Raw genomic sequence first — 24,766 nt, 5'->3', positions numbered from 1 at the left:
CGACGTTGTGAAACACCACGATGGACGTGTTACGTAGCAGAAACCGCCCGGCCGGGAACGAACATCCTCCTATCGTGCAGGACGTGCGTCGGCCCGGTTGACTCCGCGCCCGGTTGTCGACGGTTAGCATCGATTCTCTTGGCCACCCAGGTGCAGGACCGGTAACCACGCCGACACATGCGGCCGCGACGGTGACCGGCCCGCTGACCCGACGACGGAAACGGTGAGAGGTACGACGTGGCGGCGACCGATCCGGTCACGGGTGCCCGGCCGCGCGCAGCCCTGGAACCGTACCTGCGTCGGCAACTGAACCGACCGGGTCGGCCCTGTGCCCTGTTTCTGTTCGACGTCGATTTTTTCAAGACCGTCAACGACGTCTACGGACACCTTCGGGGCGACCGGGTGCTGCGGCAGTTGGCCGACCGGGTCCGCGCACTGTGCCGACCACAGGACACGTTGTTCCGCTACGGCGGGGACGAGTTCGTCGTGGTGCTGCCGGAGACCGACCGTGCCGAGGCGGTCCGGCTCGCGCTGCGGCTGACCGAGCGGATCCGGGCCACGGAGTTCCCCGGCGACCCGCCGCTGCACCTGACGGTCAGCCTCGGCGTGTCGAGCGCGCCGCACGACGGTGACACCCCGGAACTTCTGCTGGACCGGGCCGATCAGCGGAACTACCTGGCGAAGGGCCGGGGCCGCGACAGCGCGGTGGCCGACGACGTGGAGATCACCGAGCGGGCCGGGTCCCGGCTGTGGGAACGCGACGAACCGCTGCGCCGTACCCACGAGTTCCTGACCCGGCTGCAGGTGACCGGGCGTGCCGCGCTGCGGGTGTACGGCCAGCGCGGTGCCGGGCACAGCCGGTTCCTCGCCGAGATCGTCCGGCTGGCCGGCCTGCGTGGCTTCGCCGTGGTCGAGGTGCCGACCGAACCCGCGCCGCTGCCGTTGCCGGTGCTCGCCGATCAGGTGCTGCTGGTCGCCGACCTGTCGGCGGCCGGGCGGGTGCCGCAGCTGCTGCGGATCTGGTCACGGCCCCGGCTGCTGCCGGCAGTGCTCGGGCTGGTGTGGGGCAGCACCGAGGCCGCGAGCGGCAGTTCCGGGCCGGTTCCCGGCGGTGCCCCGGCCACTCCGCTCGGACCGGACCCGTCGGCCGGTGCCGACTCGACGGTGGCCCAGTTGCCCGAGGTCGACCAGATCGAGTTGGCGCCGTGGTCGCCGACGACGTTGCGGATCTGGCTGCGGACCATGCTGCGTGGTGAACCCAGCCGTACCCTGGTGTCCTGGTTCGCCCGGCAGTCCGGCGGTCTGCCGGCGGCCGCCGCGCGGGAGCTGGACCGGGTCCGGGCCCGTCGCGGACTGGTCGGCTCCGGCACCGGAGGCTGGACGCTGAGCCCGCAGCTGCTGGGCCGGGTGGACCGCCGGGTGCGGCTGCCCACTCCGCTGACCCCGCTGCTGGGCCGTGACCGGGACGTCGTCCGGGTGGCCGGCCTGTTGGCCGAGGGCCGGTTGGTGACCCTGGTGGGGGCGGGCGGCATCGGCAAGACCCGGTTGTCGCTGTCGGTCGCCGCCGACGTGGCGGCCCGGTTCGACGACGGGGTCTGCTTCGTCGCGTTGGCCGCCACCGGCACCGTCGACGAGGTGCTGACCGCTCTGGCCGCCGCGCTGGACGTGCCGGCCCGGTCCGAGGTGTCGACCCTGGACACGCTGATCGACCAGCTGGCCGACGTCGAGGTGCTGCTGGTGCTGGACAACCTGGAGCAGGTGCTGGCCGTCGCCCCGGCGCTGGGCGAACTGCTGGTGGCGGCGGGCCGGGTCCGGGTGCTGGCCACCAGCCGGGAGCCGCTGGGTGTCTACGGCGAGCAGGTCTACCGGGTGGCACCGCTGCCGGTGCCACCGGTGGCCGAGCTGCCGCAGGGCGCCGCCGCGGTGGCCGAGGCGGTGGCGGCGCATCCGGCGATCGCGCTGTTCGACCGGCTCGCCCGGGCCGCCGACGCCGATTTCACCCTGACCGCCGGGTCGTTGCCGGCGGTGGTCGGGCTGTGCCGGCGGTTGGACGGGTTGCCGTTGGCGATCGAGCTGGCCGCGGCCCGGGCCGACCAGCTGAGTCCGGCCGCGCTGCTGGAGTGCCTCGGGCCGCACCTGGACGCGCTCGGTGCCGGTCCCCGGGACCAGCCGGCCCGTCAGCAGACGCTGCACGGCACGGTCGACTGGAGCTACCGGCTGCTGAGTCCGGTGCAGCAGGAGGTCTTCGTCGCGACCGCCGTCTTCGCCTGCGCCGCGAGCGTGCCCGCGATCGCCGCCGTGGTCGGTGCCGTGGCGACCGCCGAGGTGGTCGCCACCGAGCTGGCGGCACTGGTACGCAAGAGTCTGCTGGTGGCGGTGCCCGGCAGCGGCGGCGCCCGCCGGTACACGATGCTCAACACCATCCAGGCCCGGGCGCGGCAGTTGGCCGGCGACCGGCAACGGGCCGGACAGCTGTCCCGGCACCTGGCGTACTGTGCCGAGCTGGCCGACCGGGCCGGGGCCGGGATGGCCGGCGCGCAGCAGCGCCACTGGGCCGAGGAGCTGGACCTCGACTACCCGAACCTGCGGGCGGCGCTCGGGGTGGCGCTCGACGTCGGTGACCTGGCCATCGCCGCCCGGCTCTGCCTCGGGCTGTGGCGTTACTGGCGCAACGGCAGCCAGATCCGCGACGGTCGCCAGTGGCTGGACCGGGTGCTCTCGGCGCCGGCCGGGTTGGCGCCGACGTACCGACGGCAGCTGCTCTACCCGGCGGCGGTGCTCGCCGCCACCCAGGACGACACGGCGACCGCGACCCGGCTCGGCACCGACTGTCTCGCGTTGACCGAGCGGGCCGGCGACGCGGAGGGCACCGCGCAGGCCCGCAACATCCTCGGCGTGGCGGCGATGCTCGCCGGCCGGTACGCCGAGGCGGGCGACCATTTCCGCTACGGGCTGGAGGTCTGGCGGGAGCTGGGCGCGAAGTCGGGCATGGCGATCGCGTTGGGCAACCTCGCCAAGGTCTGCCTGCGGGTCGGCGACGTCGCCGACGCCGACTGGCACATCAACCAGTGTCTGGCGTTGGAGCGGGAGGCCGGCAACAGCCGGGGGGTCCTGCTCGGTCTGACCTGCCGGGCGGAGATCCTGCTGGCCCGCCCGGATCCGGCGGGCGCGGCCGAGGTGGCCCGCGAGGCGCTGGACCTCGCCGGTGAGCTGGGTGACCTGTTCGGCGAGGCGGTCGCACTGCACCAGTTGGGGCAGTGCCGGCTCGCCGTCGCCGACCGCCCCGGCGCGCTGCGGTTGTTCGTCGCGGCCCTGGAACGCCGGTTCGAGCTCGGCGACCGGGCCGATCTGTCCACCTCGTTGGAGACGGTCGCCGACGTGATCGTCGACGACGACGCCGGGTTGGCGGTGCGGATCCTGGCAGCGGTCGACTCGCTGCGTCGCCGGCACGGACTCGTCGCGCCGGTCGCGGTGCAGGCCCGGCGGGACGCCACCCTCGCCGCCGCCCGCGTCGGCTGCGGCGAGGCGGGCTTCGCCGCTGCCTGGGACGCCGGTCTGACCACCCCACTGGACCTGGTCGTGGACCAGGCCCTGGACTGCGCCCCGGACGGACCACGGGATCCGGCGTCGGTGCTAGGGTCCCGAGGGTGATCGAAGCCGCCGTCCATCTCGCCGCCCAGCCCCGTCTCGACACCCTCGTCACCGAGCTGCACACCGGGTCGCCGCGGCTGCGGACCGACTACGCCGGGACCGCCTGGCTCGGCGATCGCCCGGCACCCGACAGCGGACTGACCGGCCCCGACTACACCCGCCGTACGGTGGACGCGCAGCTGTTTCTGCCGGACACCCACTGGTACGACGTCGACGCCCTCGACGACGTGGAGTTCCAGGTGACCGCCGGGCTGCTGCAGGTCGCGGCGACCGCCCGGCAGAGCCAGGGGCTGGTGGGTGCGCTGGCCGAGCCGTCGGTGGATTTCTTCGAGCATCCGCAGGGTGATCCGGGGGTCGGGATCTGTCTGCACCTGCGGGGCGAGATCTGGTCGAACCTGGGGGTGTCGTACCAGGTGACGGTGCTGTGCCGGCGTGAGGCGCTGCTGCGGGTCGGTCCCGGCACCGACGACGATGCCGGTGACGACGGCGACGAGACCGACTGACCGGGCCTGACCGGGCCGGGCCGTGACCTGACCGGGCCGTACCCTGGTCGGGTGACCGACACGGTGCTCGACCGGGTCAGCTGGACCCGTCGGCGCGACGCGCACGCCGCGCGCGTCGACCAGCTGGTGGACGGGCATCTGGAGCGCCGCCGCCGGGGCGAGGCGCATCCGGTCGCCGACTTCCTGTTCACCTACTACGCGTACCGACCGGCGCAGCTGCGTCGGTGGCACCCCGGCGCGGGGGTGCTGCTCGCCGGGGCCGATCCGGCGTCCTGGGGGCGTGACTACCGGGCGGTGCCGGTGACCGGCGGTACGGCGGTCACGGTGGACACCGCCGGGCTGCTGGCCCGTCGGGGCGAGCTGATCGCCCGGGTACGGGATCTGCTGGTGCGTACGGCGGGTCGACCGGGGCACTTCGGGTGTTTCGGGCTGCACGAGTGGGCGATGGTGTACCGGCAGCCGGCCGCCGAGGTGCGTCACCACCGGTGGCCGCTGCGGATGAGCCCGGCCGACATCGCCGCGTTCGTCGACAGTCAGCGGATCCGGTGCAGCCACTTCGACGCGTACCGGTTCTTCACCCCGGCGGCCCGGCCGCTGAACCTGCTGACCCCGCAGCGGTCCACCCAGGCCGACTTCGAGCAGCCCGGCTGCCTGCACGCCAACATGGATCTGTACAAGTACGCCTACCAGCTGAGCCCGTTGGTCGCCGGTGAGCTGGTGGTGGACTGCTTCGAGCTGGCCCGTGACATCCGCGATCTGGACATGCGGGCCAGTCCGTACGACCTGCGGGAGCTGGGGTACCCGCCGGTGCGCATCGAGACGGCGCAGGGTCGTACCGCGTACGTCACCGCGCAGCGGGAGTTCGCCGCGCGGGCGGCGGTGCTGCGCGAGCGACTGGTGGAGCGGATAGCCCGATCCGCCGAGTTTGCTACCCCCAATCAGCTGAGCTGACAATTCCGGCTCTCTACCAATTTTCTGCGCCAATCGTGTCTGCTCGCTGACGCCTGCCCTGATTCAGTCAGATCCAATGGTTGACCGAACCTTGACGTTCAACTAATCTCAAGCGCAGCAAGAAGCTAGAACGTCAGGTGGAAGTCAAGGAGCGGCCCAGCGAACGGCTTCCCGGGCCGACAAGGAGGTGCGCGATGTTGGCGGAACTGTCGACGACCTGGGATTCCACCCAGGACTACGACCTGGACATCGACGTGGACGGACTGGACCTCGGGCCACTGACCGTCACCGCGATGCGGGACTCGGTGGCACTGCCCGAGACCGGAGCGTCCTCGGCCGGCGACAGTGGCCGAGCCTCCTGCTCCTGCTGCTACGTCACCTGACCGGCGCGGCGTCCCGTCGACGCCGGCCACCCGACGACCCCGCGACCCTGCGGGGCGAACCCCAACCGAAAGGTGAATCACATGTCCGACGACATCATCGACGTCGAAGACCTCGAGCTCGACGAACTGTCCGTCAGCTCGATCCGCGACTCGGCCGCTCTGCCGGAGACCGGCGCCTCCTCCGGCTCGTCGAGCTGCAGCTCCAGCTCCTGCTGCGGCGCCAGCTCCTGCTGCTCGTCGTGCGCCGACGCCGAACTGCAGGCGAACTGACCCAGTCACCCGCCCACCACCGGGGCGCCACCGGCAGTGTCAGGGATTGCCGGTAGCCCGGGTCCGGGCGAGTCACGCCAGTCACGCGGAGGGGGCGCACCGCGCCCCCTCCGCGCGTCGTATCCGAAGGAGTGCTCGTGGAAGTCTTCGCCCGTCTCGACACCGTCACCAAGACGTACGGCGCCGTGGTCGCACTCGACGCCGTCTCCGTCGTGGTGCCGGCCGGGGTCACCGCCGTGCTCGGGCCCAACGGTGCCGGCAAGTCGACAATGATCGAAATCCTGGCCGGCCTGCGCCGCCCCACGTCGGGCCGGGTCGAGGTGCTCGGCGCGAGCCCCGCCGACGTACCGGTCAAGGCCCGACTGGGGCTGACCCCGCAGCGGACCGCGCTGCCCTGGCGGCTCACCGTCGCCGAGACCCTTGCCCTCGTCGCCGCCCACTACCCGCACCCGGTGCCCCGCGCGGAGCTGGTCGACCAGCTCGGACTCGGCCCGTTCCTGGGCAAGCGGTGCGGCACCCTCTCCGGCGGTCAGCGCCGCCGGGTCGCCCTGGCGACCGCCCTCGTCGGCCGCCCCGACCTGCTCTTCCTCGACGAACCGACCACCGGCCTGGACGCCGACAGCCGCGACGGACTGTGGTCGGCGATCGCCGCCGTCGCCGCCGGCGGCAGCGCCGTGCTGCTCACCACCCACGACATGGCCGAGGCCGAACACCTCGCCACGCGGGTCGTGGTCGTCGCCGGCGGGCAGATCGCCCGCACCGGTGCGGTCGACGACGTCGTCGCCGAGGTCGGGCTGCACCTGGTCGACGTCGAGGTGGCCGGCCCGCTGCCGCCGATCGCTGTCTCCGGCCCGGCCGACCGGGTGACCACCGTCGGCAACCGGACCCACATCTACACCGCCGACCCGGACGCCACCGTCCGGGCCCTGGTCCGCGCCGACGTGCCGTTCACCGGAATTCGGGTCGAGCGGGTCGGTCTGGAGGAGGCGATCCGCACGATCAGCCGGAGCGCCGACCCCGACCCCGGAACCGTCGCCCGGACCGCGATCCGTGTTGCCGAAGAGGTGGCCTGACATGCGCTTCGTCCTGCTGCACGCCCGGGCACACGCCCTCGACACGCTGCGGATGCCCGCCTACTGGGCCCCGGCACTGGGTTTCCCGTTGGTGTTCTTCCTGCTCTTCGGCCTGGTCAACGCCAACCGCTACGCCGGTCTCGGCCTGGGCAGCGAGTACGCCATCACCCCGTTCCTGCTCTACACCACCCTCAACGTCACCGTCGCCTCGCTGGCCGCCGGCGTCGCCGCAGACCGGGAGAACCCGTGGGAGCAGCGGCTCCGGCTGCTGCCGCTGTCACCGCTGACCCGGTTCGCCGGCCGGCTGGTCTACGTGCTCGGCTTCAACGTGATCAGCTGGATTCCGCTGCTGATCGTCGCCGCCGTCACCACCGACCTGCGGCTGCCCCTGGCGGCCTGGCCGGTCTGGCTCGGCGCGGTCGTCGTCGGCGCGATCCCGTTCGGCCTGCTCGGCATGGCGATCGGCTACCGTCTCGCCCCGCAGCCGGCGATGATGCTGGCGAACCTGCTGTTCATGCTGCTGGCCTTCTTCGGCGGCCTGTTCGTGCCGATCGACTACCTGCCGTCGGCGCTGCACGCCGTGGTCCCGTACGTGCCCACCTACCAGTACCAGTACTTCGTGCTGGCGCTGATCGACCGGGCCGACCACCTGATCGGACCCAGCTGGATCGCCTTCCTGCTGCTGGGCTGGACGGCGCTGTTCGCCCTGCTCGCCCGCGCCGCGTTCCGGCGCGACGAGGGGGTGCGGTACGGATGACCGGAATCGCCGTCGTCCCGGCCACCGCCGACCGGCGGTCGGCGATCGACACCACGCTGGCGCCGTACGCGCTGGTCCGGCTGGCCGCCCTGCCGTACCCGACGACCCCGGCCGCCACCCGGCGCTTCCGGGCCGCCCTGCGGGAGCTGGTCGACCTGCGGACGCGGCTCACCGCCCTGGCCCCGCCGCTGGCCGACGCGCTGTACGCCAGCGCCGACACCCACCCGGCCGAGTTCCACCGCAAGGCGGTGCTGCCGCTGCGCCGCGACGTGCACAACGGCCGACTGCCCCGGCCGGAACGCCTGGCCGCCCTCGGCGACCTGCTGGACCGGGTGCCGGACCTGACGGCCTGGCTGGCGATGATGCGCCAGGCCGCGCAGGTGCGGGCGGAACTGGTCGACCTGGCCACCGACGCGCTCGGTGCCGAACGCGCCGCGCTGGCCGAGGTCTGCGCCGCCGAGCCGCTGCGCCGGGCGGTCACCCTCACCGGTGCCGACCTGCTGCGTGGCATCGACCGGGCGGCCGCCGCCGGCGCCCACCCGGACAGCCGGGCCCGCAAATCGGAACCGAACGCGCTGCGGTACGCGTTGCGGGCGACCGCCAAGACCAGTCCACTGTCCTGGTTCACCTACGTGGGCTGGGGCAACTGGGCCGACCCGACGACGGACCTGACGACGGACCTGACGGCGCGAGCCGACCCGACGGCACCGGTCGACCCGGCGGCGGTCGCCGACCCGCCGGTGGCCGTGGCCCGGGCCAACCGGACCCTGCTGGCCCGGCTGCTCGCCGCGGTACTGGCCGAACCGGCCCTGCGCGACACCGTGCCGCACCGGCTGGCCGCCGCGATCACCGTCACCGGTGACCAGCTGACGTTCCGCCGGGACCGCCCGGTGCAGGGCGTCGACCGGATCATCTCGGTGCTGGAGGAAGAGGTCTCGCTGGCCTGCACCGGACCGCTGCGGCTGCTGATCGACCGGACCCGGGCCGCCGGCCCGGCCGGGGTCACCCCCGGTGACCTGGTCGCCGAGCTGGCCCGGCGACTGCCCGGCGGCCCGCAGCGTACCGCCGCCGCCGCGACCCGCTACGTCGGACAGGTCCTCGACGCCGGGCTGCTGCTGGCCGTCGAACCCGTCGACCCGCAGGACCCGCAGGCGCTGCGGCACATCGCCGACTGGCTCGGCCGGCACGACCGGTCCGACCTGGCCGCGCTGCTCGCCGACATCGACGCCCGGACCGAACGGTTCGGCACCGTCACGGCCGGCGAGCGGGCCGCCGCGCTGGCGTCGCTGCGCGACGCCTGGCGCAACGCGTACCAGGCGGTCGGACTGTCCTGGTTCGACGCACCGGTGCTGGCCGAGGACGTGGCGGTGCGGACACCGCTGCGGCTGGGCCGGTCCCACGGCCGGGCCGCCGCCGACGCGCTGCCCGCGCTGGCCGGGCTGGTCGAGCTGTTCGACCAGTACCTGCCGCTGCGCCTGCTGGTCCGGGACCGCTTCGTCGCCCGGTACGGCGTCGGCGGGCGGTGCCCGCGCGCCGCCGACTTCTCCACCGAGATGAGCCAGGTGTGGCGGGCGTACAACCTGGTCACCCCCTCCGGGGCGATCAGCCCGGCGGCGGAGTTCGCCGACCTGGTCACCCCGCAGCTGCGGGAACTGGCCGAGGCCCGGGCCGGCCTGCTGGCCCGGCTGCGGGCGGCGGCTCCGACCGACGCGGCCGAGTTCACCCTGCCGGACGGCCTCGTCCGCGACGCGGCGGCGGCGCTGCCCGCCTGGGTCACCGCCCGACCCGCCTCGTACGCCTACTTCGTCCAGCCGGCCCGCACCGCGCGGGCCGACCTGCTGGTGCTCAACCACGTGTACGCCGGTTGGGGCCGGTTCACCAGCCGGTTCCTCGACCTGCTGGCACCCCAGGCGAAGGCGCAGGTGGCGGCGCAGATCCGGGCGACCCTCGGCCCGCGCGCCCAGGTGGCGCAGTTCCGCCCGGTCACCGGGTTCAACGCCAACCTGCACCCGCTGCTGGTCGACCACGAGGTGGGCGAGGACGGCCGCTGGGCCGACCTGCTCGCCGACCGGGTCGGGCTGCGCCACGACCCGGTGACCGACCAGGTACGGCTGGTCCGCGACGACACCGGCGCCGACCTGGACGTGCTCTACCTCGGGTTCCTCGTCCCGTTCGTGATGCCGGACCGGACCGTACCGCTGCACTTCGACCTCAGCAGCGGCCTGGTCGGACCGGGCCTGCTCGCGCCGACCGGCGAGGTGGCCGGTGCCCGGCACCGGACCCGGCTGCGCTACCACGACCTGGTGCTCAGCCGGCGCTCCTGGACGCTGCCCACCGACGCCGCGCAGCGGCTACGGGCCGACCTGGAGACCGACGGCGACGTGCCGTTCGACGCGGTCAGCACCTGGCGGGCCCGGCTCGGCCTGCCCGCCGAGGTGTTCGTCGCCGCCGCCGGAGTGGACGTGCGCGGCGGCCCGGACGACTACCAGCGCTACCTGTCGCTGCCCAAACCGCAGTACGTCGACCTCGACAACGCGCTGCACCTGCGGAACCTGCCCCGGCTGCTGGCCCGCCACGACGGACCGGTGCGGTTCGAGGAGGCCCTGCCGGTGCCCGGCGTCGGCAACCCGCAGGGGCGGGTCGTCGAGCTGGTCGCCGAGACCTACCGGAAGGGGTGGGGCGGCCATGACTGACGCCCTCGACATCGTCACCTACTACCATTCGCCGACCAAGCTGCCGCTGCTGCGCGCGGCGGTGCTCCCGGCCGCCGGCTGGGCCGCCGGGCAGGGGCTCGCCGTACACCTGGAACGGCACTGGCGGCACGGACCGCACCTGCGGATCAGGCTGGCCGCCACCGACCCGGCCGGCGCGGCGGAGCTGGCCGTGGTCGCGACCGCGGTCGCCGGCCGGCTGCGCCGCCACCTGGCCGAGCAGCCCAGCACCGCGCGGACCAGCGTCGCCGAGCTGCTCGCCCAGGCCGAACAGGCCGGCCGGATCGAGCTGGTGCCGCCGCCGTACGCGCCGATCCACCCGGATAACACCGTCCGCGTCGAGCCGGTCGACGACCGCGCGTTGGCGACCCTGTTCGGCTCCACCGAGGCGGTCGAGTGCCGGGCCGCGCTGCTGCGCCTGGGGGTGCCGGCGGTCGCCGCCGCCGCCGACCGGTTGGCCCCCGCCGACGACAGCGCCACCGCCCGGGTACGGACCTGCCTGACCGCGATGGCGCTGCACGCCGGCCGCTACCCGCTCGGGCTCGGCAGCGGCCACCAGTCGTTCCTGTCGCATCTGGAGGAGTTCCTGGTCCACCACGACCCGGACGGTCGGGTACGGGCCGTGTTCGACCGGCAGTGGCAGCGCTCCGCCGACCCGGTGACCGCCCTGGTCGCCCGGCTGGCGGACGGTGCCGGGCCGTCAGCGGCGGACGGTGCCGGGCCGTCGACGACGGACGCGGCGGGGCCGGAGCTCGACCCGGCCGAGCGGGAGTGGGAACAGTGGACGCTGCGGGCCGCCGAGGTGACCGGGGCCGCGTACGCCCGGGGTGAACTGCCCCGGGTGCCGGGGGAGCGGTACCTGGCGCGGGCCGAGCAGATCGGCGACCCGGCCACGGTACGCCGCTGGCACTCGGAGCGCACCGAGTACAGCGAGTACCACCAGCTGCTGCGGCAGGTCGACTTCGACCGGGTCCCGTACGAACGGGAGTTCGTCACCTACCGTTTCGCCACCAACGTGCTCTACCTGCTGCTGGGTCTGCTGGACGTGCAGCCGACCGAGCGCTACCTGGCCGCCTACCTGCTCAGCCGGGCGGCCGAACGGATCACCGGAATCACCTGGCAGCAACGGATCACCGGCTACCTGACCAGGTTGGCCGCGACGGCACAGGAGGTGGCGTGATGAGCCCGCAGCCGTTGACCACGGCCGCCGACGCAGGGGTTGCCGAGGCAGGCGCAGCCGACGACCCCCAGCCGGCGGCGGGGACCGTCGTGCGGCTGCGACCGGTGGTGTTCGCCACCCCGACCGGCACCGGAGTACACGTCCGGGGCTGGTCGTCGAGCTTCACCGTCAGCGGCGGCACCGGGGTGTGGAAGGTGTGGCAGCTGCTCGCCCGGCAACTCGCCGGCGGGCTGTCCCCGCAGAGCCTGGCCCGCCCGGTCCGGCGACCCGAGGTGGACCGGGCCGTCCGGCTGCTGCTGGAGCAGCTGCGCGAACACGACATGCTGGTCGAGGTGCCGTCCGGCTGGGGCGACCGGGACGACCCCGGGCTGCCGCCGGCCGACCTGGCCCGCTGGCTGGAGTCGGTGGCCGCCGACCCGGCGGCGGCCTGGGACCGGCTGCGGTCGACCACGGTGACCGTGGCCGGCACCGGCCCGGTGGCGGCGGCGGCGACCCGGACGCTGACCGGCACCGGCCTGACCGTCGACCCCTCCGGCGGCACCGGCGCGGACACCGTCGTGCGGGCCGGCGACGCGGCGGTCGCGGCCCGCTGCCTGGCGGAGACCGGGTACGTGACCCCGGTCGCGGCGCCCGACGAGGTGACCGCGCACAGCGCGGCGATCGCCACCAGGCTGACCCGGGACACCGACGGCCCTGCTGTCGACGGCGATCCGGTGGCTCCGGCGTTGGCCGCGCTGGTCGGTGCCGCCGCCGCGCACCGGATCGTCTGCGCCGTCGCCGGGCTGCCCGACCCGGCCGAGGAGGCTGCCACCCTGCCCGGCGGGGAACCCGCCGCACCTGGCCCGCACTACCCGGCCGCGCTGGTCGCCCGGCTCGACCCGGTCCGGGCCACGTACCACCCGTGGCTGCCGGCGGCCCGTGCCCCGCTGCCCGGCGGCCCGGCCGACATCGATGCGGTCGGCCTGCGTCTGGCGGCGCTGGGCGACCCGGTGCTCGGCCCGGTACCGGCGGCCCTGCCCGGCGACCTGCCGCAGCTACCGGCGATGCTGGCGCTGGCCGGCCCGGCGCTCGGGGTCGCCGCCACCGCCGACGCGGCCCGGATCGACGCCACCCTGCGCTACGTCGAGGCCCACCTGGGCCTCGACGGGTCACGACCCGGCGACGACCCGGCGACGCCGGCACTGACGCCGACGCCGACGCCGACTCTGTCGGCGGCGCGGTCGGTGACGGCGGCCGCGGTCGGCGTGGACGCACGGCACGCCACCGGGGTCGCGCTGCGCCGGCTGGTCCACGCCGTCGGCCACCGGCTCGACACCGTCGAGGTGGCCGAGGCCGAATGGGCCACCGCACCGGCCGCCCGACGCTGGTGGAAGGCGCTGACCCGGCGGTTCGGCGTACCGGCGCGGGTGGTGGCCCACCGACTGCCCGCCGGTGCGGTGCACGCCGAGATCGTCACCGACGACGGGCCGTTGGCCTGGGCGGTGGAGGCCGACGCCGCCGACGCGGTGGCGCTCGCGGCGCTCGCCGCGACCGGGGTCGCCCAGGCCCGGGCCGCCGGTGTCGCGGTACCGACCGGCCCGGTCAGCCTGACCGGCGCGGCACCGACCTGGCTGCCCGGCGACCCGCAGCTGGCACCGTGGACCGACGACACCTGGTACTGGCCGGCCGGGGTGATCGACCACGAGGAACGGCTGCAGCAGGCGCTGCGGGCCGCGCTCACCACCGGGGGCGCGACCCTGACCGGGCGGCCGGCGGTGCCGGACCCCGCCGACACCGGTCCCGCCGACCTGGATCCGGATCCGGTCGCCCACGCGCTGGCCGTCACCGGGTTCGTGACACAGGGCTTCCAATGGACCACCGACGCCGCGAGCCGAGGAGCCTGAACCATGTCGACCCGTACCGTTGCCACCCCGGCCACCGCGCTCGCGGACGCCCTGCGCCTCGCCGGTCACCCGGTGCCCGTGCGCGACGCGGCCACGGCCTGCGACATCGACGCCGGCGCGACCATGGTCGTCCTGCTCGACGACTGGACCCCGGCCCTGGCCGCGAAGCTCAGCGACCAGGCCTGGCGGCACGCCGCGACCGTCGTACCGGTCCGCCTCGACGGCGGTCTGGTGCTGGTCGGCCCGGTGCTGCGCCCGACCGCGAGCGTCTGCCTGGCCTGCGCCGAGGCGGCCCGGCTGCGGGTGTTCGGACCGGGGGTGCCCCGCCGCGACCCGGGGCTGCGCCTCGGCGGCACCGTCCCGCCGAGCCTGCTGCCGGTGGTGGCCGGCACCGTCGCCGACGCACTGACCGACCCGGCCCGGTTCGACGCGGTCGTGGTGGCGGTCCGCACCGACCACGCCACCGTCAGCAGCCACCGGGTCCGGCCCCGCCGGCAGGGCTGCCGGGTCTGCCGGCCGGTGCCGCTGGACACCCCGGACGGTGCCGAGGTGGCCCTCACCGCCACGCCGACCGGTGACCCGTACTCGCTGCGCGGCGACAACCCGCGCACCACCCGGGAGGCGTTGCGCGCCGAACTGTTCGACTGGCGGCACGGGCCCGTCGCCCACATGATCCGCACCGAGCGGTCACCGATGGCGTTGAGCACCAGCGAACTGGCCAGCGACACCCCGGTCCGGGAAGCCGGCTACGGCCGGGCCCGCAGCTTCGCCGAATCCGAGCGGGTCGCCCTGTTCGAAGCCGTCGAACGGGCCACCGGGATGCGGCCGTACCGGCGGCGTACCGCCGTCGAAGCGGCCTTCGCCGACCTCGGCCCGGACCGGGCGGTCGACCCGGTCCGGCTCGGGCTGCACGACCCCGCGCATCACGACCACCCGGCGTTCCGGATGGTGCCCTACACCCCGCAGACCCGGACCCGCTGGGTGCACGGCTGGTCGCTGGGCCGCCGCCGCCCCGTACTGGTGCCGGAGCACGTCGCCTACTGGGGCCTGCACCGCGGCGCCGGAGCCCGGTTCCTCTACGAAAGCTCCAACGGCTGCGGCCTGGGCAACAGCGCCGTCGAGGCGGCCCTGTACGGCATGTACGAGGTCGCCGAACGCGACGCGTTCCTGATGGCCTGGTACGCGCGGACCCCGCTGCGCCCGGTCGCCGTCCCCGACGACGACCCGGTGCTGCCGCACCTGGTCGACCGGCTCGACACGATCGGCTACGACCTGCTGTTCTTCGACGCCACCAACGATCTCGAGGTGCCGACGGTGCTGGCCCTGGTGCTGCACCGCGACCCGACCAGCGGCGCGCCGCAGGCGTTCTTCGCCGCCGGTGCCCACCCGGACCCTCGGGCGGCGCTGCGCTCGGCGGCCGCCGAGGCGGTGGTCGACGTGTTCAGCCTGCCGGAAGTGGCCCGTGACAAGCCCGGCCACCTCGACCCGGACCGGCTGCAGGCGATGTTCGACGATCCCCGGCTGGTCACCGGCCTGGAGGAGCACGTCGCGGTGAACACCCTGCCGCAGGCCCGGCAACGGTACGAGTTCCTGCTCACCGGCGAGGCGCCGGCGCACTGGCGGGACGTGTGGCCGGGCCGCCCGGCCCCGGTCACCGACCTGGCGGCGCTGCTCGGCGAGACCGTCGACCGGTGGGCCGCGCGCGGCCTGGAGACGATCGTGGTCGACCAGACCGATCCGTCGACCCGCGACCGGCTGGGGCTGCACTCGGCGAAGGTGATCGTCCCCGGCACGTTGCCGATGACGTTCGGCCACGTGCACCACCGCACCCGTGGTCTGGACCGGCTGCTGCGGGTCCCGGCCGAGCTGGGCCGGCTGCCGGCCCCGCTGCGCTACGCCGACCTGCCCCTGTACCCGCACCCGTTCCCGTGAGGTCGCCATGTCGTCCCGTCAGCTCGTCGAAGTGCTCGCCGACGTCTACGCGCACGGACCCGGCAAGGACGTCCGGCCCGGCCCGGCGCCGCCGTACCGTGCCCCGGCCGCACCCGGCGGCGTCGCACTGACCGCGCTGGCCGCCACCGGCGCGGTCGGCGACCGGCTGGTCAAGGTGTTGACCAGCGCGTTGGCGCCGCGCCGCTACGAGCCGTGGAACGGGTTCAACGAGCACCGTGCGTACCCGTCGCCACGGGCGGCGTACCTGGTCGACGTGGCGGTGCGCTGCGGTGACGCCGACTGGCTGGTCGACCCGGTACGGGGGCGGCTGCACCCGGTGCGGCCCGGTTCGGTGCCGGCGGCGGTGCCGGTCGGGTCGGCTGGGCCGATGTCGCTGGCCGCGCCGACCGGGTTGGTGCTGTGGGAACGCCCCGGCCGGTTGCCGGCCGGCTACGGCCGGCTCGCCGACGCGTTGGCCGCGTTGGAAGCCGGGCACGTCGCCGGGGCACTGGTCGAGGCGGCCGCCGGGCACGGGCTGCGGGCCGCCGTACGGACGCAGGGCCGGCAGCTGACCGTCGAGCTCGGACCGACCAGCGCCGCCACCGGGTCGCGGCACCGTCCTCCGGCGGTACGCAGCTCCGGGCTGAGCCCGCGCGGGCTCAGCCCGGACCCGAGGCCGCTGCCGGCGGCGGTGTTCGACCGGCTGGTCGCCGCCGCGTACCGGCCGCCGACCGGATCCCCGGCCGCCTGGCCGGGCCTGCGGCACACCGTCGCCGTCGGCAACGTCACCGACCGGCCCGCCGGCTGGTACGACCTGCCGGCCCCGGCGTACCCGGCAGCGGCGGGATCCGCTGCCGGAGCAGCCACATCGACGGCGTCGACACCGGTCGTGCCGACCCGGCCGGGGGACGCGATCGGGCAGGTGCAGCAGGCGTACACCTATTCGCGTACCGAGGTCGACGTCGCCGGCATGCCGGCGGCCTGGCTGGTCAGCGCGGACGTCGGCGCGGTGGTCCGGGCCGACGGCCCGGTCGGCTACCGGCGGCTGCTGCACACCGCCGGCGCCCTGGCCCAGCACGTCGGCACCGCCGCCGCCGAGGCGGGGCTGTTCTGCCGCCCGGTCCGCGCGGTCCGTGAAGCCGCCGCCGAGGCCGCCGCCGCGTTGCCCGCCGGGCACGACCTGATCTACCTGTTGCTGATCGGCCGGTCGCGGGTGCGTGACTTCGCCTACGACCTGAGCGACCCGGAGGTGCCGCTGTGACCGCTGCGACCATGACCGCCACCGTCCGCCGTACCTGGGTGGGACTGCACTGCTTCGTCTACTGGGCACCGGCCGACCTGGACACCTTCCTGTCGGCGACGGTGGCACCGCTGCTGGACCGGCTGCGCGCCGACGGCGGCATCGCCGACTGGTTCTACATCCGCTACTGGGAGGGCGGTCCGCACCTGCGGATCCGGATCCGGGACCCGTTGCCGGGCGTCGGCGAACGGCTGCGCGAGCAGCTGTCGACACTGGTCACGCAGGCACCGTACGAGGTGTTCGCGCTCGACGGGGACAGCTACTACCAGCGGCTCGGCGGCGATGCCGCCCGGTCGGCCGCCGGCTGGCACGCCCACGGCGAGGTCCGCGAGATCGCCTACCAGCCGGAGACCGCCCGGTACGGCGGCCCACCGGCGGTGCCCGTCGCCGAGGACGTCTTCTGCCGGTCCAGCCAGGTCACCGCCCGGATCGTCGGCGCGGTGCCGCCCGGCCCGGCCCGGCTGTCCGTGGCCGCCGAACTGGCCACCGCCACCGCTGCCGCGCTGGGCCTCGACGAGTTGGGCGCGGCACGTTGGCTGCGCGGGCACGCCGCCGGTTGGCGGTGGCAGAACGAGGTGGCGATGCTGCCGGCCGCCGCCGTGCAGGGCCAGGCGGCGCGGGTGCTCGCCAGCCAGGGGCGGGCGTTGCGTAGCCGCTGGGACCGCACCGTCGCGCTGGTGGGCGGGGAAGTCGCGCTGGTGGGCGGGGAAGGCACGCCGGCGGGCGGGAAACCGGACCGGTCCCCGGCGGCGTACTGGGCACAGGTGGTCCGGTCGGCGCGCCGGGAACTGGAAGGGTCGGCCGCCGACGGCCCGGCCGACCAGCGGTGGCGCTGGGTGTGGGGCTCCCAGCTGCACATGTTGTTCAACCGGCTGGGCATCCTGCCCGACGAGGAGCGCTCGGTGTGCTGGCTGGTGGCCGGTACGGCGTTGGCCCCGGCCGGGCCGGTGGACTTCTTCGCCGACGGCGCGGCGGCGGCCGACCGCCGCTACCAGGAGGCAAGCAAGTTCCTGCCGGGGCTGTTGCAGACGCAGAGGCCGCGTGAATCCGCCACGGAACGGAGCGGGACCCCGTTCCGGTTCGGCGGTCGGCCGGTTCCTCTGCCCGCCGGGGACCCGCCGCGGGTGGCACTCGCAGACGTGCTGCGCCGGCGGGTCTCCGGTCGGGGGCGGCTGACCGGCCCGGTCGACGCCGCCGACCTGGGCGCTCTGGTGTGGAGCGCACACGGGGTGACCCATCGGGCCCAGGTGCCGCTGCCCAGCGGGGACCGCTACGACTACGCCCACCGCCCGTACCCGAGCGCCGGCGGTACGTACGTGGCGCGGATGCGGCTGATCGCGCGCGACGTCGCCGGCGTCGCCGCCGGGGTCTACCACGTCGACGACGTCGACCGGCAGCTGTGGCGGCTCGGGCCGGCACCGACGGTGCCGGAGCTGACGGCGTCGTCGATGTGGTTCGGCGCCGACGCCCTCGACGTCGGCGGGATCGACCTGGCCGAGGTGCCGGCCCTGCTCGGGCTCTACGTGCAGGTCGGCGAGCTGCGGGACCGGTACGGCATGCGGGCGCTGCGGTTCGCCGTGGCCGAGGCCGGTCACCTGGCGCAAACCCTGGCGATGGTGGCGGCGGCGTCCGGGCTGGCGCTCGGCATGTTCGGCGGTTTCTACGACGACGTCGCCCACGAGCTGCTCGGCCTGGACGGCATCGACGACGTGCTGGTCTACCTGCTGCCGGTGGGGCGTTTCCCGGCGGGTGCGGCGTGACCGCCACCGCGCGACGGGGCAATGGCGAAGCCCCCGACCGGTGGGGCAATGGCGAAGCCCCCGACCGTCAGGGAACGTCGGGGGCCGACTCCAGTGTGCCACGACACCCCGGTGTGGCGCACCAGTGCGGGGAGTCGGCCGCGACCACCGCCGCCGTACGGGTGCTGGACGGGGTGAGCGCGTTGCGGGCGGTGGCCGACCCGATCCGGCTGCAGGTGCTCGGTGTGCTGACCGCCGAACCGCAGCAGTCCTACTCGGCGCGCCAGCTCGCCCACCGGCTGGGCATCACCTTCAGCCTGATGCACTACCACCTGCGGGTGCTCACCGAGGAGGGAATGGTCCGGGTGGTCAGCCAGCGGACCGGGCACGGTCGGGCGGAGCGCTGCTTCCAGACCGCGCAGTTGGCGCTGCGCTGGGAGTTTCCGCCGGTGTCCGGCGAGGGGTGTCCGCCGACGTCAGGCGGGGACCAGCCCGGATGAGCGCACCTGCAGGTCGATCCGGGCGGCCAGGTTCTCCTTCAGCGGCGGGCACGGTGGTTTGTCCTCCCGCCACAGTTTCGGGCAGGCGCCGCCGCAGACCGGCAGGATCGGGCAGGACCGGCAGCCGGTCTCACCGGCGCGCAGACCGGCGTACCAGTCGTCGTAGCGCCCTCGCGGGCGCAGCTGCCCGAGCGGTACGTCGTCCACGGTGCCCAGGTGTTCGCCGGTGAAGCCGGGCACCAGCGGCTGTTCGGTGCAGGAGTAGAGATGCCCGTCGGGGGCGACGACCTCGCTGTGCCGCGACGTTGCGGTGCACACCACCCGTACCGGCTGGCTGGGCAGCACCCGGCAGTGCAGTCCGGCGGCGAGGTAGGCGGCGTACCAGCGCACCTCGGTGTCGGCGGCGTGCCGCTGGCGCAGCCGTACGTCGCTGACGTCGTTGCCCCAGGAATGCACCGGCGCCGGGTAGAACCGGATGCGCGGGTCGGCGAGCCCGGCGTCGCGCATCGCGGCGGCGAAGGCGTCCGCCTGGTCGGCGTTGTGGGTGCCGACGTTGGTCCGGACGGTGACCCGCAATCCGGCCAGGTCCGGGTCGGTCAGGACGCCGCGCAGCGCGGCGGTGATCCGGTCGTAGGAGCCCTGTCCGCTGTTGAGGGGTCGGGACGCCTCGTGCACCGGGGCCGGGCCGTCGATGGTGACCTCGATCTGCACCACCCGGCAGTCGCGGTGCAGGGTCCGCAGTTTGCGGGCGTCGAGCAGGGCGCCGTTGGTGACCAGCAGCGCCGAGTACGCGACGCCGTGCCGGTCGGCGGCAGCGGTGAACCGGGCGGACAACGCGCGCAGCACGGCGTACCCCATCAGGGGTTCGCCGCCGAACCAGCGCACCACGACGCGGTCGTAGTCGCCGCTGGCCATGGCCTGTTCGACGCGGGCGGCGATGGTCTCGCGGTGCCGGGTGGGTCGGGCAGCAGGGGTGTCCCGCCGGTGTTCCTGCCCGCAGTAGCCGCAGCCCATGTTGCAGTAGGCGGTCGGCATGACCACGAACTGGCGGGTCCGGGTGGTGGCGGCCTCCTGCTCACCGGCGGCGATGACGGCGGCGGCCTCGTCGGTGCCGGCCGGCACGAGTACGCCGAGCGTGGCGAGCCGCTGCTGTTCGTCGGCGGGCAGGCCGGCCGGGTCGCCGTCGGTCAGGGTCCGCACGGTGTCGGTGTCGAGCAGCAGGGTACGGGCCCGTCCGGTGTGGAACACGGCGCGCAGGTGCCGGCCGCCGGGGTGCCGGTAGACGGTCGGGCTGAACACGAGGTAGCGGCTGGGCACGAGGTTGGGCAGGGCCATGGCGGGCCTTTCGGAGGTCTTGACGGGTGGCGTGCCGGGCTGCAACGGCGGGCGGGCTGGGGCCGTAACGCCAGCGGACCCGGAGCGGGGCGGCTCCGGGTCCGCTGCGGGGGCGGGTCCTTCGGTTCAGCTGAAGGCGCAGGCGAAGTTGATGCTGTCGACCTCGCCGGTGTCGTCGCCGGTCGGCAGTTCGATGGCGATCAGGCTCTGCTCGGCGGCGGCCTCGGCGGTCGCCTCGGCGGTGGACTGGGCGTCGACGGCGGCCGCGGCGGCGGGGGTGGCGAGGGCGACGGCGGCGATGACGGCGAAGAACGGGTTGGTGGGCACAGTAAACCTCCGGTGAGGGGGATGAGGAGTCGCGAAGGTGAGGCGGTGCTAAGATTCGACTGACGTTCAAAATATCCTGAGCGAAGGACAGAAGTCAATCGTCGGGTTAGAATCAACCGTGGAACGTCGGTTGAATGGAGGTTTGCCGTGACTGAGCTGATGGGCAGCCGGATGATCGAGGACGTGGCCACGCTCAAGGCGCTGGCGGACCCCATCCGGATGCGGGTCCTGGAGCTGGCCATGTCGGAGCCGGAGCGGACCTGGACGGCGAAGGAGCTTGCCGGGATCGTCGGCGTCCCGCCGACGAAGATCTACTACCACCTCAACCAGCTGGAGCAGCACCAGCTGCTGCACATCCGGGACACCCGGGTGGTCAACGGCATCATCGAGAAGCAGTACGGCGCGGGCCAGCTCAACCTCACCTTCCACCGCCGCTCCGGTGACGAACCCGGCTCGGCCCAGGAGGTCGTCGCCCTGCTGCTCGACCAGACCCGGGACGAGATCGAGGCCGGACTCACCGCCGGCACGATCTCCGGCAGCAGCGACGCGCCGGACCCGCTGCGGATGGTGCTCAGCCGGGGCGTCGCCGAGATCCCGCAGCACCGGATCGCCGAGTTCCGCCAGGAGCTGCAGAGTCTGATGCGCCGCTTCGAGGAGGCCAGCGCGACTCGCGAGGGCTCCGCCGGCGGACACCGGTTCGCCATGCTGGTGGCGATGCACCCGGTCGGCTGACCGCCGCCCGGGTTACGTCACGATTCTGGACATCTGCCGCGAATGTATGGTGTCCCTGGTCTATCTGCGATGCAACGGTATTCCTGTGAGGAATAATTATTCCTCACAGGAATACCGCCAGGTGCTACTTGGTCTGCCCGTGCGCGCGTGACTCTACGTAGTAGTACGGTCAGCGGACCGCCACGCCGGCGGAGAAGGCGCCGCTGCGCAACTCCAGATGCTCCGGCATCAGCTCGCCGCTGACGGTGAACGCCAACGGCACCAGCAGCCGGGCACCGGCCGGGATCGGCGCGGCGAAGATGTCCCTACCGCCGTTCTCCTGCCGGGTCGCCGCCTCGTCCACCGCCACCCAGTCACCGGTCGGCAGGTAGGCCCGCTGCAGCGGCGCGTACCAGTACTGCTCCTCGTCGCTGCGGTTACGCAGACCCACCGTCGCCAGGCACCGCCGGTCCTGTCCACCGGCCGGTACGCAGGCCATCCGGAAGACGGTGAACTCGAAGGCGGTCTCGGTCAGCAGGACCCCGAACCCACCCGACTCGGTGCTGCCGATCCAGCCGCTGGGCACCTGGTTGGCCTGGTCCAGCACCTCCGAGCCGTACGTGGCCCCCCGGACCGCCGCCACCGCGAGCCCGGTGAACATCGCGATCAGCAGCCCGAACACCATCGGTATCGACGGCCGCCAGCGGCGTGACGGCGATGGGGCCGGCGGCGGCGTGGACGGCAACCGGACCCGTCGACGGCCGGTGGTGACGACCCGACGCCGGTCCACCCGGTGCTCCTGCAGCCGCCGACGCCAGCCGTACCCGACCATCGCGACGACGACCAGCGCGCCCAGCCCGGCCAGCAGCGGCACCGACGGTCGCTGCCACCACGCACCGTCGGCGGCGGAGAGGCCGGCCGACGGCGTCCAGCGGGCCACCGCACAGTCGTACGGGCGTGCGGTGTCCCGCTGGTAGACGCAGACCGGGAAGTTCTGGGCCGCCCCGGTGCCGCCGGGCCGGAACGACGCGTTCACCGACTCGCCGCCGCTGGCCGGCAGACTCAGCTGCCAGGTGATCTCCGTACCGTCGGCGCGCCCGCCGGAGCCGACGGTGGCCACCGAGGTGCCGTCCGGCACCCCCAGGCGCACCGTGACGTCGACCGGGGCCACCGTACGGTTGATCGCCTCGACCTGGTAGGTCGGCGCGCTCTGGCCGACCTCGTTGATGGTCACCGCGACCAGCTCCGGATCCGGAGCCTGCGGGGTCGGCTGGGCCCACCCACCGCTCGGCGGACCGAGCACCACCCCACCGAGGGTCAACGCGGCGGTCAATGTACCGCCAGCGACCCCCCGTTGCCACCACGACATCAGCATCACGATCCCTGCCCCCGACCCGAACGGTAGGCGGCCACCGGCCACCTGGCCGAGAGAAGGGCGGATCCGCCACCGGATCCGGTGACCTGTGCTACGTTCGCGCCCCGCCGTGGTGACCGACCGTGGCGTTACGCCGGACGGGCGATAGATTGACCGGGTGCGTATCGCTCGTTTCGCCCATGACAAGGGCATGTCGTTCGGGATCGTCGAAGGTGAGCCGGGGGCCGGCCCACAGGCGCTGACGGTCGCCGAGGTCGAAGGCCACCCGTTCGGCAAGCTGACCTTCACGTCGCAGCGGTGGGCGCTGGCCGACGTGCGGCTGCTGTCGCCGATCCTGCCCAGCAAGGTGGTCTGTGTCGGACGCAACTACGCCGACCACGCCGCCGAGCACGGCGCCGAGGTGCCGGCCGAGCCGCTGCTGTTCCTCAAGCCGTCGACGTCGGTGATCGGCCCGCGCGACGCGATCCGGCTGCCGGCGCAGTCCCGGCAGGTGGAGCACGAGGCCGAGCTGGCGGTGGTGATCGGTGCGCCGGGGGCCCGCCGCGCGGACCGGGCGGCGGCCGAGCGGGCGATCTTCGGCTACACCTGCGCCAACGACGTCACCGCCCGCGATCTGCAACGGTCGGACGGGCAGTGGACCCGGGCCAAGGGCTTCGACTCGTTCTGCCCGCTCGGGCCGTGGATCGTCACCGGCCTGGACGTCGGCGACCTGGAGGTCCGCTGCGAGGTGGGCCGCGACCCGGAGCAGCTGGAGGTACGCCAGCTCGGCCGGACCAAGCAGATGGTCTTCGACGTGCCGACCCTGGTGTCGTACGTGTCACACGTGATGACGCTGCTGCCCGGCGACGTGATCCTGACCGGCACGCCGGCCGGGGTGAGCGAGCTGACCGCCGGAGACACCGTGTCGGTGCGTATCGAGGGGATCGGCGAGCTGGCCAACCCGGTCGTCGCCGGCGACTGAGGCAAACCGCTGCGGTAACCCGATTTGGCGCGCACCATGGGGTCAGGTAGAGTTCTGTCCCGGTGCGGCAAGCACCGATGGGGTATGGGGTAATTGGCAGCCCGACTGATTCTGGTTCAGTTAGTCTAGGTTCGAGTCCTGGTACCCCAGCAACCGTTGCCGGACAACCCGGATGGCATCGGAACGCTGGTCTCTGTTAGAGTTCGGCACCACGTCCGAAAGGGCGAGGCGGCAGGAAACGGAAGTTTCCCACCGCCAGGCAGTATCGGCAGTTGGCAACATCGTGGTTCTGGCCCCGTCGTCTAGCGGCCCAGGACGCCGCCCTCTCAAGGCGGTAGCGCCGGTTCGAATCCGGTCGGGGCTACAGTGCGCAGGCACCCTCACTTGCTGAGGGTGCCTTTTGCTTGCGCCCCCCGTACTCTACCGACGATCTTGCAGTTATCGAGAGTATTTGCCCGAATTGTCCAACGATAAGTGCAAGATCGTCGGGGGGTCCGTGCTCAGAGGCCGGAGAGGCGCTGCCCGGCGCGGACGACAGCCATGGCGTGCCGTTCACCCGGTCGGCGGCCGAGCCGCTCGATCGGCCCGGAGACGCTCACCGAGGCGATCACCCGGCCGGTGCGGTCCCGGATGGGGGCGGAGACGCTGGCCACGCCGGCCTCGCGTTCGGCGACACTCTGTGCCCAGCCGCGTCGGCGCACCTCGGCCAGCGTACGGCCGGTGAACTTGCAGCGGGGCAGCAGCGGCATGACGGCCTCGGGGGGCTCCCAGGCCAGCAGGATCTGGGCGGCGGAGCCGGCCGTCATCGGCAGCACCGAGCCGACCGGCACGGTGTCCCGCAGCCCGCTGGCCCGTTCGGCGGCGGCCACGCAGATCCGCTCGTCGGCGCGGCGCAGGTAGAGCTGGGCGCTCTCGCCGGTGGCGTCGCGCAGCGCGGCCAGCAACGGCTCGGCGGCGGTCAGCAGCACGTCGGGCGCGGCGTTGGCCAGCTCGCCCAGTCGCGGGCCGGGTCGCCAGCGCCCCTGGGTGTCCCGGACCAGCATCCGGTGGATCTCCAGTGCCTGGGCCAGCCGGTGCGCGGTGGCCCGGGGCAGCTTGGTCCGCTCGACGAGTTCGGCCAGGCTGGCGCCGTCCACGCAGGCCGCGAGGATGACCACCGCCTTGTCGAGAACGCCGACACCGCTCATACTGTGTCCCACAAGCCGAAACATACCTCCCAGAATT

The 24,766-nt window shown here is 74.0% G+C and carries 20 protein-coding genes and 2 tRNA genes; 18 read left to right on the top strand and 4 right to left on the bottom strand.

Annotated elements, in window-relative coordinates; all coding sequences use genetic code 11:
• The first annotated feature begins 237 nt into the window (after positions 1 to 237).
• From ACN28F_RS07135 to ACN28F_RS07070, 14 genes are all read left to right on the top strand, one after another.
• Entirely contained in the window at positions 238 to 3,651 is a 3,414-nt protein-coding gene (locus tag ACN28F_RS07135) for a diguanylate cyclase (protein WP_421357276.1), read from the top strand.
• Positions 3,648 to 4,154 (top strand): hypothetical protein, encoded by a 507-nt coding sequence (locus ACN28F_RS07130; RefSeq protein WP_289207268.1) that lies wholly within the window; start codon positions 3,648 to 3,650, stop codon positions 4,152 to 4,154. Before ACN28F_RS07135 ends, ACN28F_RS07130 begins: the two co-directional genes overlap by 4 nt.
• 27 nt (positions 4,155 to 4,181) lie before the next feature.
• The gene (locus ACN28F_RS07125) at positions 4,182 to 5,105 is read left to right on the top strand and encodes a 3-methyladenine DNA glycosylase (RefSeq protein ID WP_421361301.1); all 924 of its coding nucleotides are present in this window, start codon (positions 4,182 to 4,184) and stop codon (positions 5,103 to 5,105) included.
• Between the two features lie 194 nt (positions 5,106 to 5,299).
• Entirely contained in the window at positions 5,300 to 5,488 is a 189-nt protein-coding gene (locus ACN28F_RS07120; RefSeq protein WP_421357275.1) for a thiazolylpeptide-type bacteriocin, read from the top strand.
• 81 nt (positions 5,489 to 5,569) lie between these two features.
• Complete coding sequence (locus tag ACN28F_RS07115; RefSeq protein ID WP_282226143.1) at positions 5,570 to 5,758, top strand: thiazolylpeptide-type bacteriocin; 189 nt, start codon at positions 5,570 to 5,572, stop codon at positions 5,756 to 5,758.
• A gap of 137 nt (positions 5,759 to 5,895) precedes the next feature.
• The gene (locus ACN28F_RS07110) at positions 5,896 to 6,831 is read left to right on the top strand and encodes an ABC transporter ATP-binding protein (protein ID WP_421357274.1); all 936 of its coding nucleotides are present in this window, start codon (positions 5,896 to 5,898) and stop codon (positions 6,829 to 6,831) included.
• Between the two features lies 1 nt (position 6,832).
• On the top strand, positions 6,833 to 7,588 hold the full coding sequence (locus ACN28F_RS07105) for an ABC transporter permease (RefSeq protein WP_421357273.1): 756 nt from the start codon (positions 6,833 to 6,835) through the stop codon (positions 7,586 to 7,588).
• On the top strand, positions 7,585 to 10,281 hold the full coding sequence (locus ACN28F_RS07100) for a lantibiotic dehydratase (protein ID WP_421357272.1): 2,697 nt from the start codon (positions 7,585 to 7,587) through the stop codon (positions 10,279 to 10,281). The genes ACN28F_RS07105 and ACN28F_RS07100 overlap by 4 nt, the downstream gene beginning before the upstream one ends.
• Positions 10,274 to 11,479: a lantibiotic dehydratase C-terminal domain-containing protein gene (locus ACN28F_RS07095; RefSeq protein WP_421357271.1), complete on the top strand. Its 1,206-nt coding sequence runs from the start codon at positions 10,274 to 10,276 to the stop codon at positions 11,477 to 11,479. Before ACN28F_RS07100 ends, ACN28F_RS07095 begins: the two co-directional genes overlap by 8 nt.
• A complete protein-coding gene (locus ACN28F_RS07090) occupies positions 11,479 to 13,362 on the top strand; it encodes a hypothetical protein (RefSeq protein WP_421357270.1) in 1,884 nt (627 codons plus the stop codon). The genes ACN28F_RS07095 and ACN28F_RS07090 overlap by 1 nt, the downstream gene beginning before the upstream one ends.
• A gap of 3 nt (positions 13,363 to 13,365) precedes the next feature.
• Positions 13,366 to 15,294, top strand: a complete 1,929-nt coding sequence (locus ACN28F_RS07085) for a TOMM precursor leader peptide-binding protein (protein ID WP_421357269.1) — start codon at positions 13,366 to 13,368, stop codon at positions 15,292 to 15,294.
• A 7-nt stretch (positions 15,295 to 15,301) separates the two neighbouring features.
• Positions 15,302 to 16,555: a nitroreductase family protein gene (locus tag ACN28F_RS07080; protein ID WP_289207260.1), complete on the top strand. Its 1,254-nt coding sequence runs from the start codon at positions 15,302 to 15,304 to the stop codon at positions 16,553 to 16,555.
• The gene (locus ACN28F_RS07075; protein WP_421357268.1) at positions 16,552 to 18,354 is read left to right on the top strand and encodes a thiopeptide-type bacteriocin biosynthesis protein; all 1,803 of its coding nucleotides are present in this window, start codon (positions 16,552 to 16,554) and stop codon (positions 18,352 to 18,354) included. The genes ACN28F_RS07080 and ACN28F_RS07075 overlap by 4 nt, the downstream gene beginning before the upstream one ends.
• Before the next feature lie 113 nt (positions 18,355 to 18,467).
• Positions 18,468 to 18,833 (top strand): ArsR/SmtB family transcription factor, encoded by a 366-nt coding sequence (locus tag ACN28F_RS07070; protein WP_289207258.1) that lies wholly within the window; start codon positions 18,468 to 18,470, stop codon positions 18,831 to 18,833.
• Here ACN28F_RS07070 and ACN28F_RS07065 read toward each other — a convergent pair.
• Complete coding sequence (locus ACN28F_RS07065) at positions 18,810 to 20,168, bottom strand: radical SAM protein (RefSeq protein ID WP_421357267.1); 1,359 nt, start codon at positions 20,166 to 20,168, stop codon at positions 18,810 to 18,812. The two genes, ACN28F_RS07070 and ACN28F_RS07065, sit on opposite strands and share 24 nt — an antisense overlap.
• Positions 20,169 to 20,294: 126 nt before the next feature.
• Positions 20,295 to 20,495, bottom strand: coding sequence for a hypothetical protein (locus tag ACN28F_RS07060; protein WP_289207256.1), 201 nt, complete (start codon positions 20,493 to 20,495; stop codon positions 20,295 to 20,297).
• A gap of 147 nt (positions 20,496 to 20,642) precedes the next feature.
• Between ACN28F_RS07060 and ACN28F_RS07055 the strand changes: the two genes are divergently transcribed.
• Positions 20,643 to 21,227, top strand: coding sequence for a winged helix-turn-helix domain-containing protein (locus ACN28F_RS07055; RefSeq protein WP_289207255.1), 585 nt, complete (start codon positions 20,643 to 20,645; stop codon positions 21,225 to 21,227).
• 169 nt (positions 21,228 to 21,396) lie between these two features.
• Here the strand turns inward: ACN28F_RS07055 and ACN28F_RS07050 are convergent, their stop codons facing one another.
• The gene (locus tag ACN28F_RS07050) at positions 21,397 to 22,575 is read right to left on the bottom strand and encodes a hypothetical protein (RefSeq protein ID WP_421357266.1); all 1,179 of its coding nucleotides are present in this window, start codon (positions 22,573 to 22,575) and stop codon (positions 21,397 to 21,399) included.
• A 163-nt stretch (positions 22,576 to 22,738) separates the two neighbouring features.
• On the opposite strand from ACN28F_RS07050, the gene ACN28F_RS07045 reads away from it, so the two are divergent.
• The 3 genes from ACN28F_RS07045 (at position 22,739) to ACN28F_RS07035 (ending at position 23,906) form a co-directional block, all read left to right on the top strand.
• On the top strand, positions 22,739 to 23,542 hold the full coding sequence (locus ACN28F_RS07045; protein WP_289207253.1) for a fumarylacetoacetate hydrolase family protein: 804 nt from the start codon (positions 22,739 to 22,741) through the stop codon (positions 23,540 to 23,542).
• Positions 23,543 to 23,620: 78 nt separating this feature from the next.
• Positions 23,621 to 23,692: transfer RNA gene (locus tag ACN28F_RS07040), tRNA-Gln, on the top strand.
• A gap of 141 nt (positions 23,693 to 23,833) precedes the next feature.
• Positions 23,834 to 23,906, top strand: a tRNA-Glu gene (locus ACN28F_RS07035).
• A 136-nt stretch (positions 23,907 to 24,042) separates the two neighbouring features.
• On the opposite strand, the gene ACN28F_RS07030 is transcribed toward ACN28F_RS07035, so the two are convergent.
• A complete protein-coding gene (locus ACN28F_RS07030; RefSeq protein WP_278117622.1) occupies positions 24,043 to 24,729 on the bottom strand; it encodes an IclR family transcriptional regulator in 687 nt (228 codons plus the stop codon).
• Between the last annotated feature and the right edge of the window lie 37 nt (positions 24,730 to 24,766).

Origin of the sequence: Solwaraspora sp. WMMA2101 (genome assembly GCF_049179175.1) — a bacterium.
Taxonomy (GTDB): Bacteria; Actinomycetota; Actinomycetes; order Mycobacteriales; family Micromonosporaceae; genus Micromonospora_E.
Note: the sequence above shows the minus strand (reverse complement) of the source record. Positions and strands in the feature narration are given on the sequence as shown.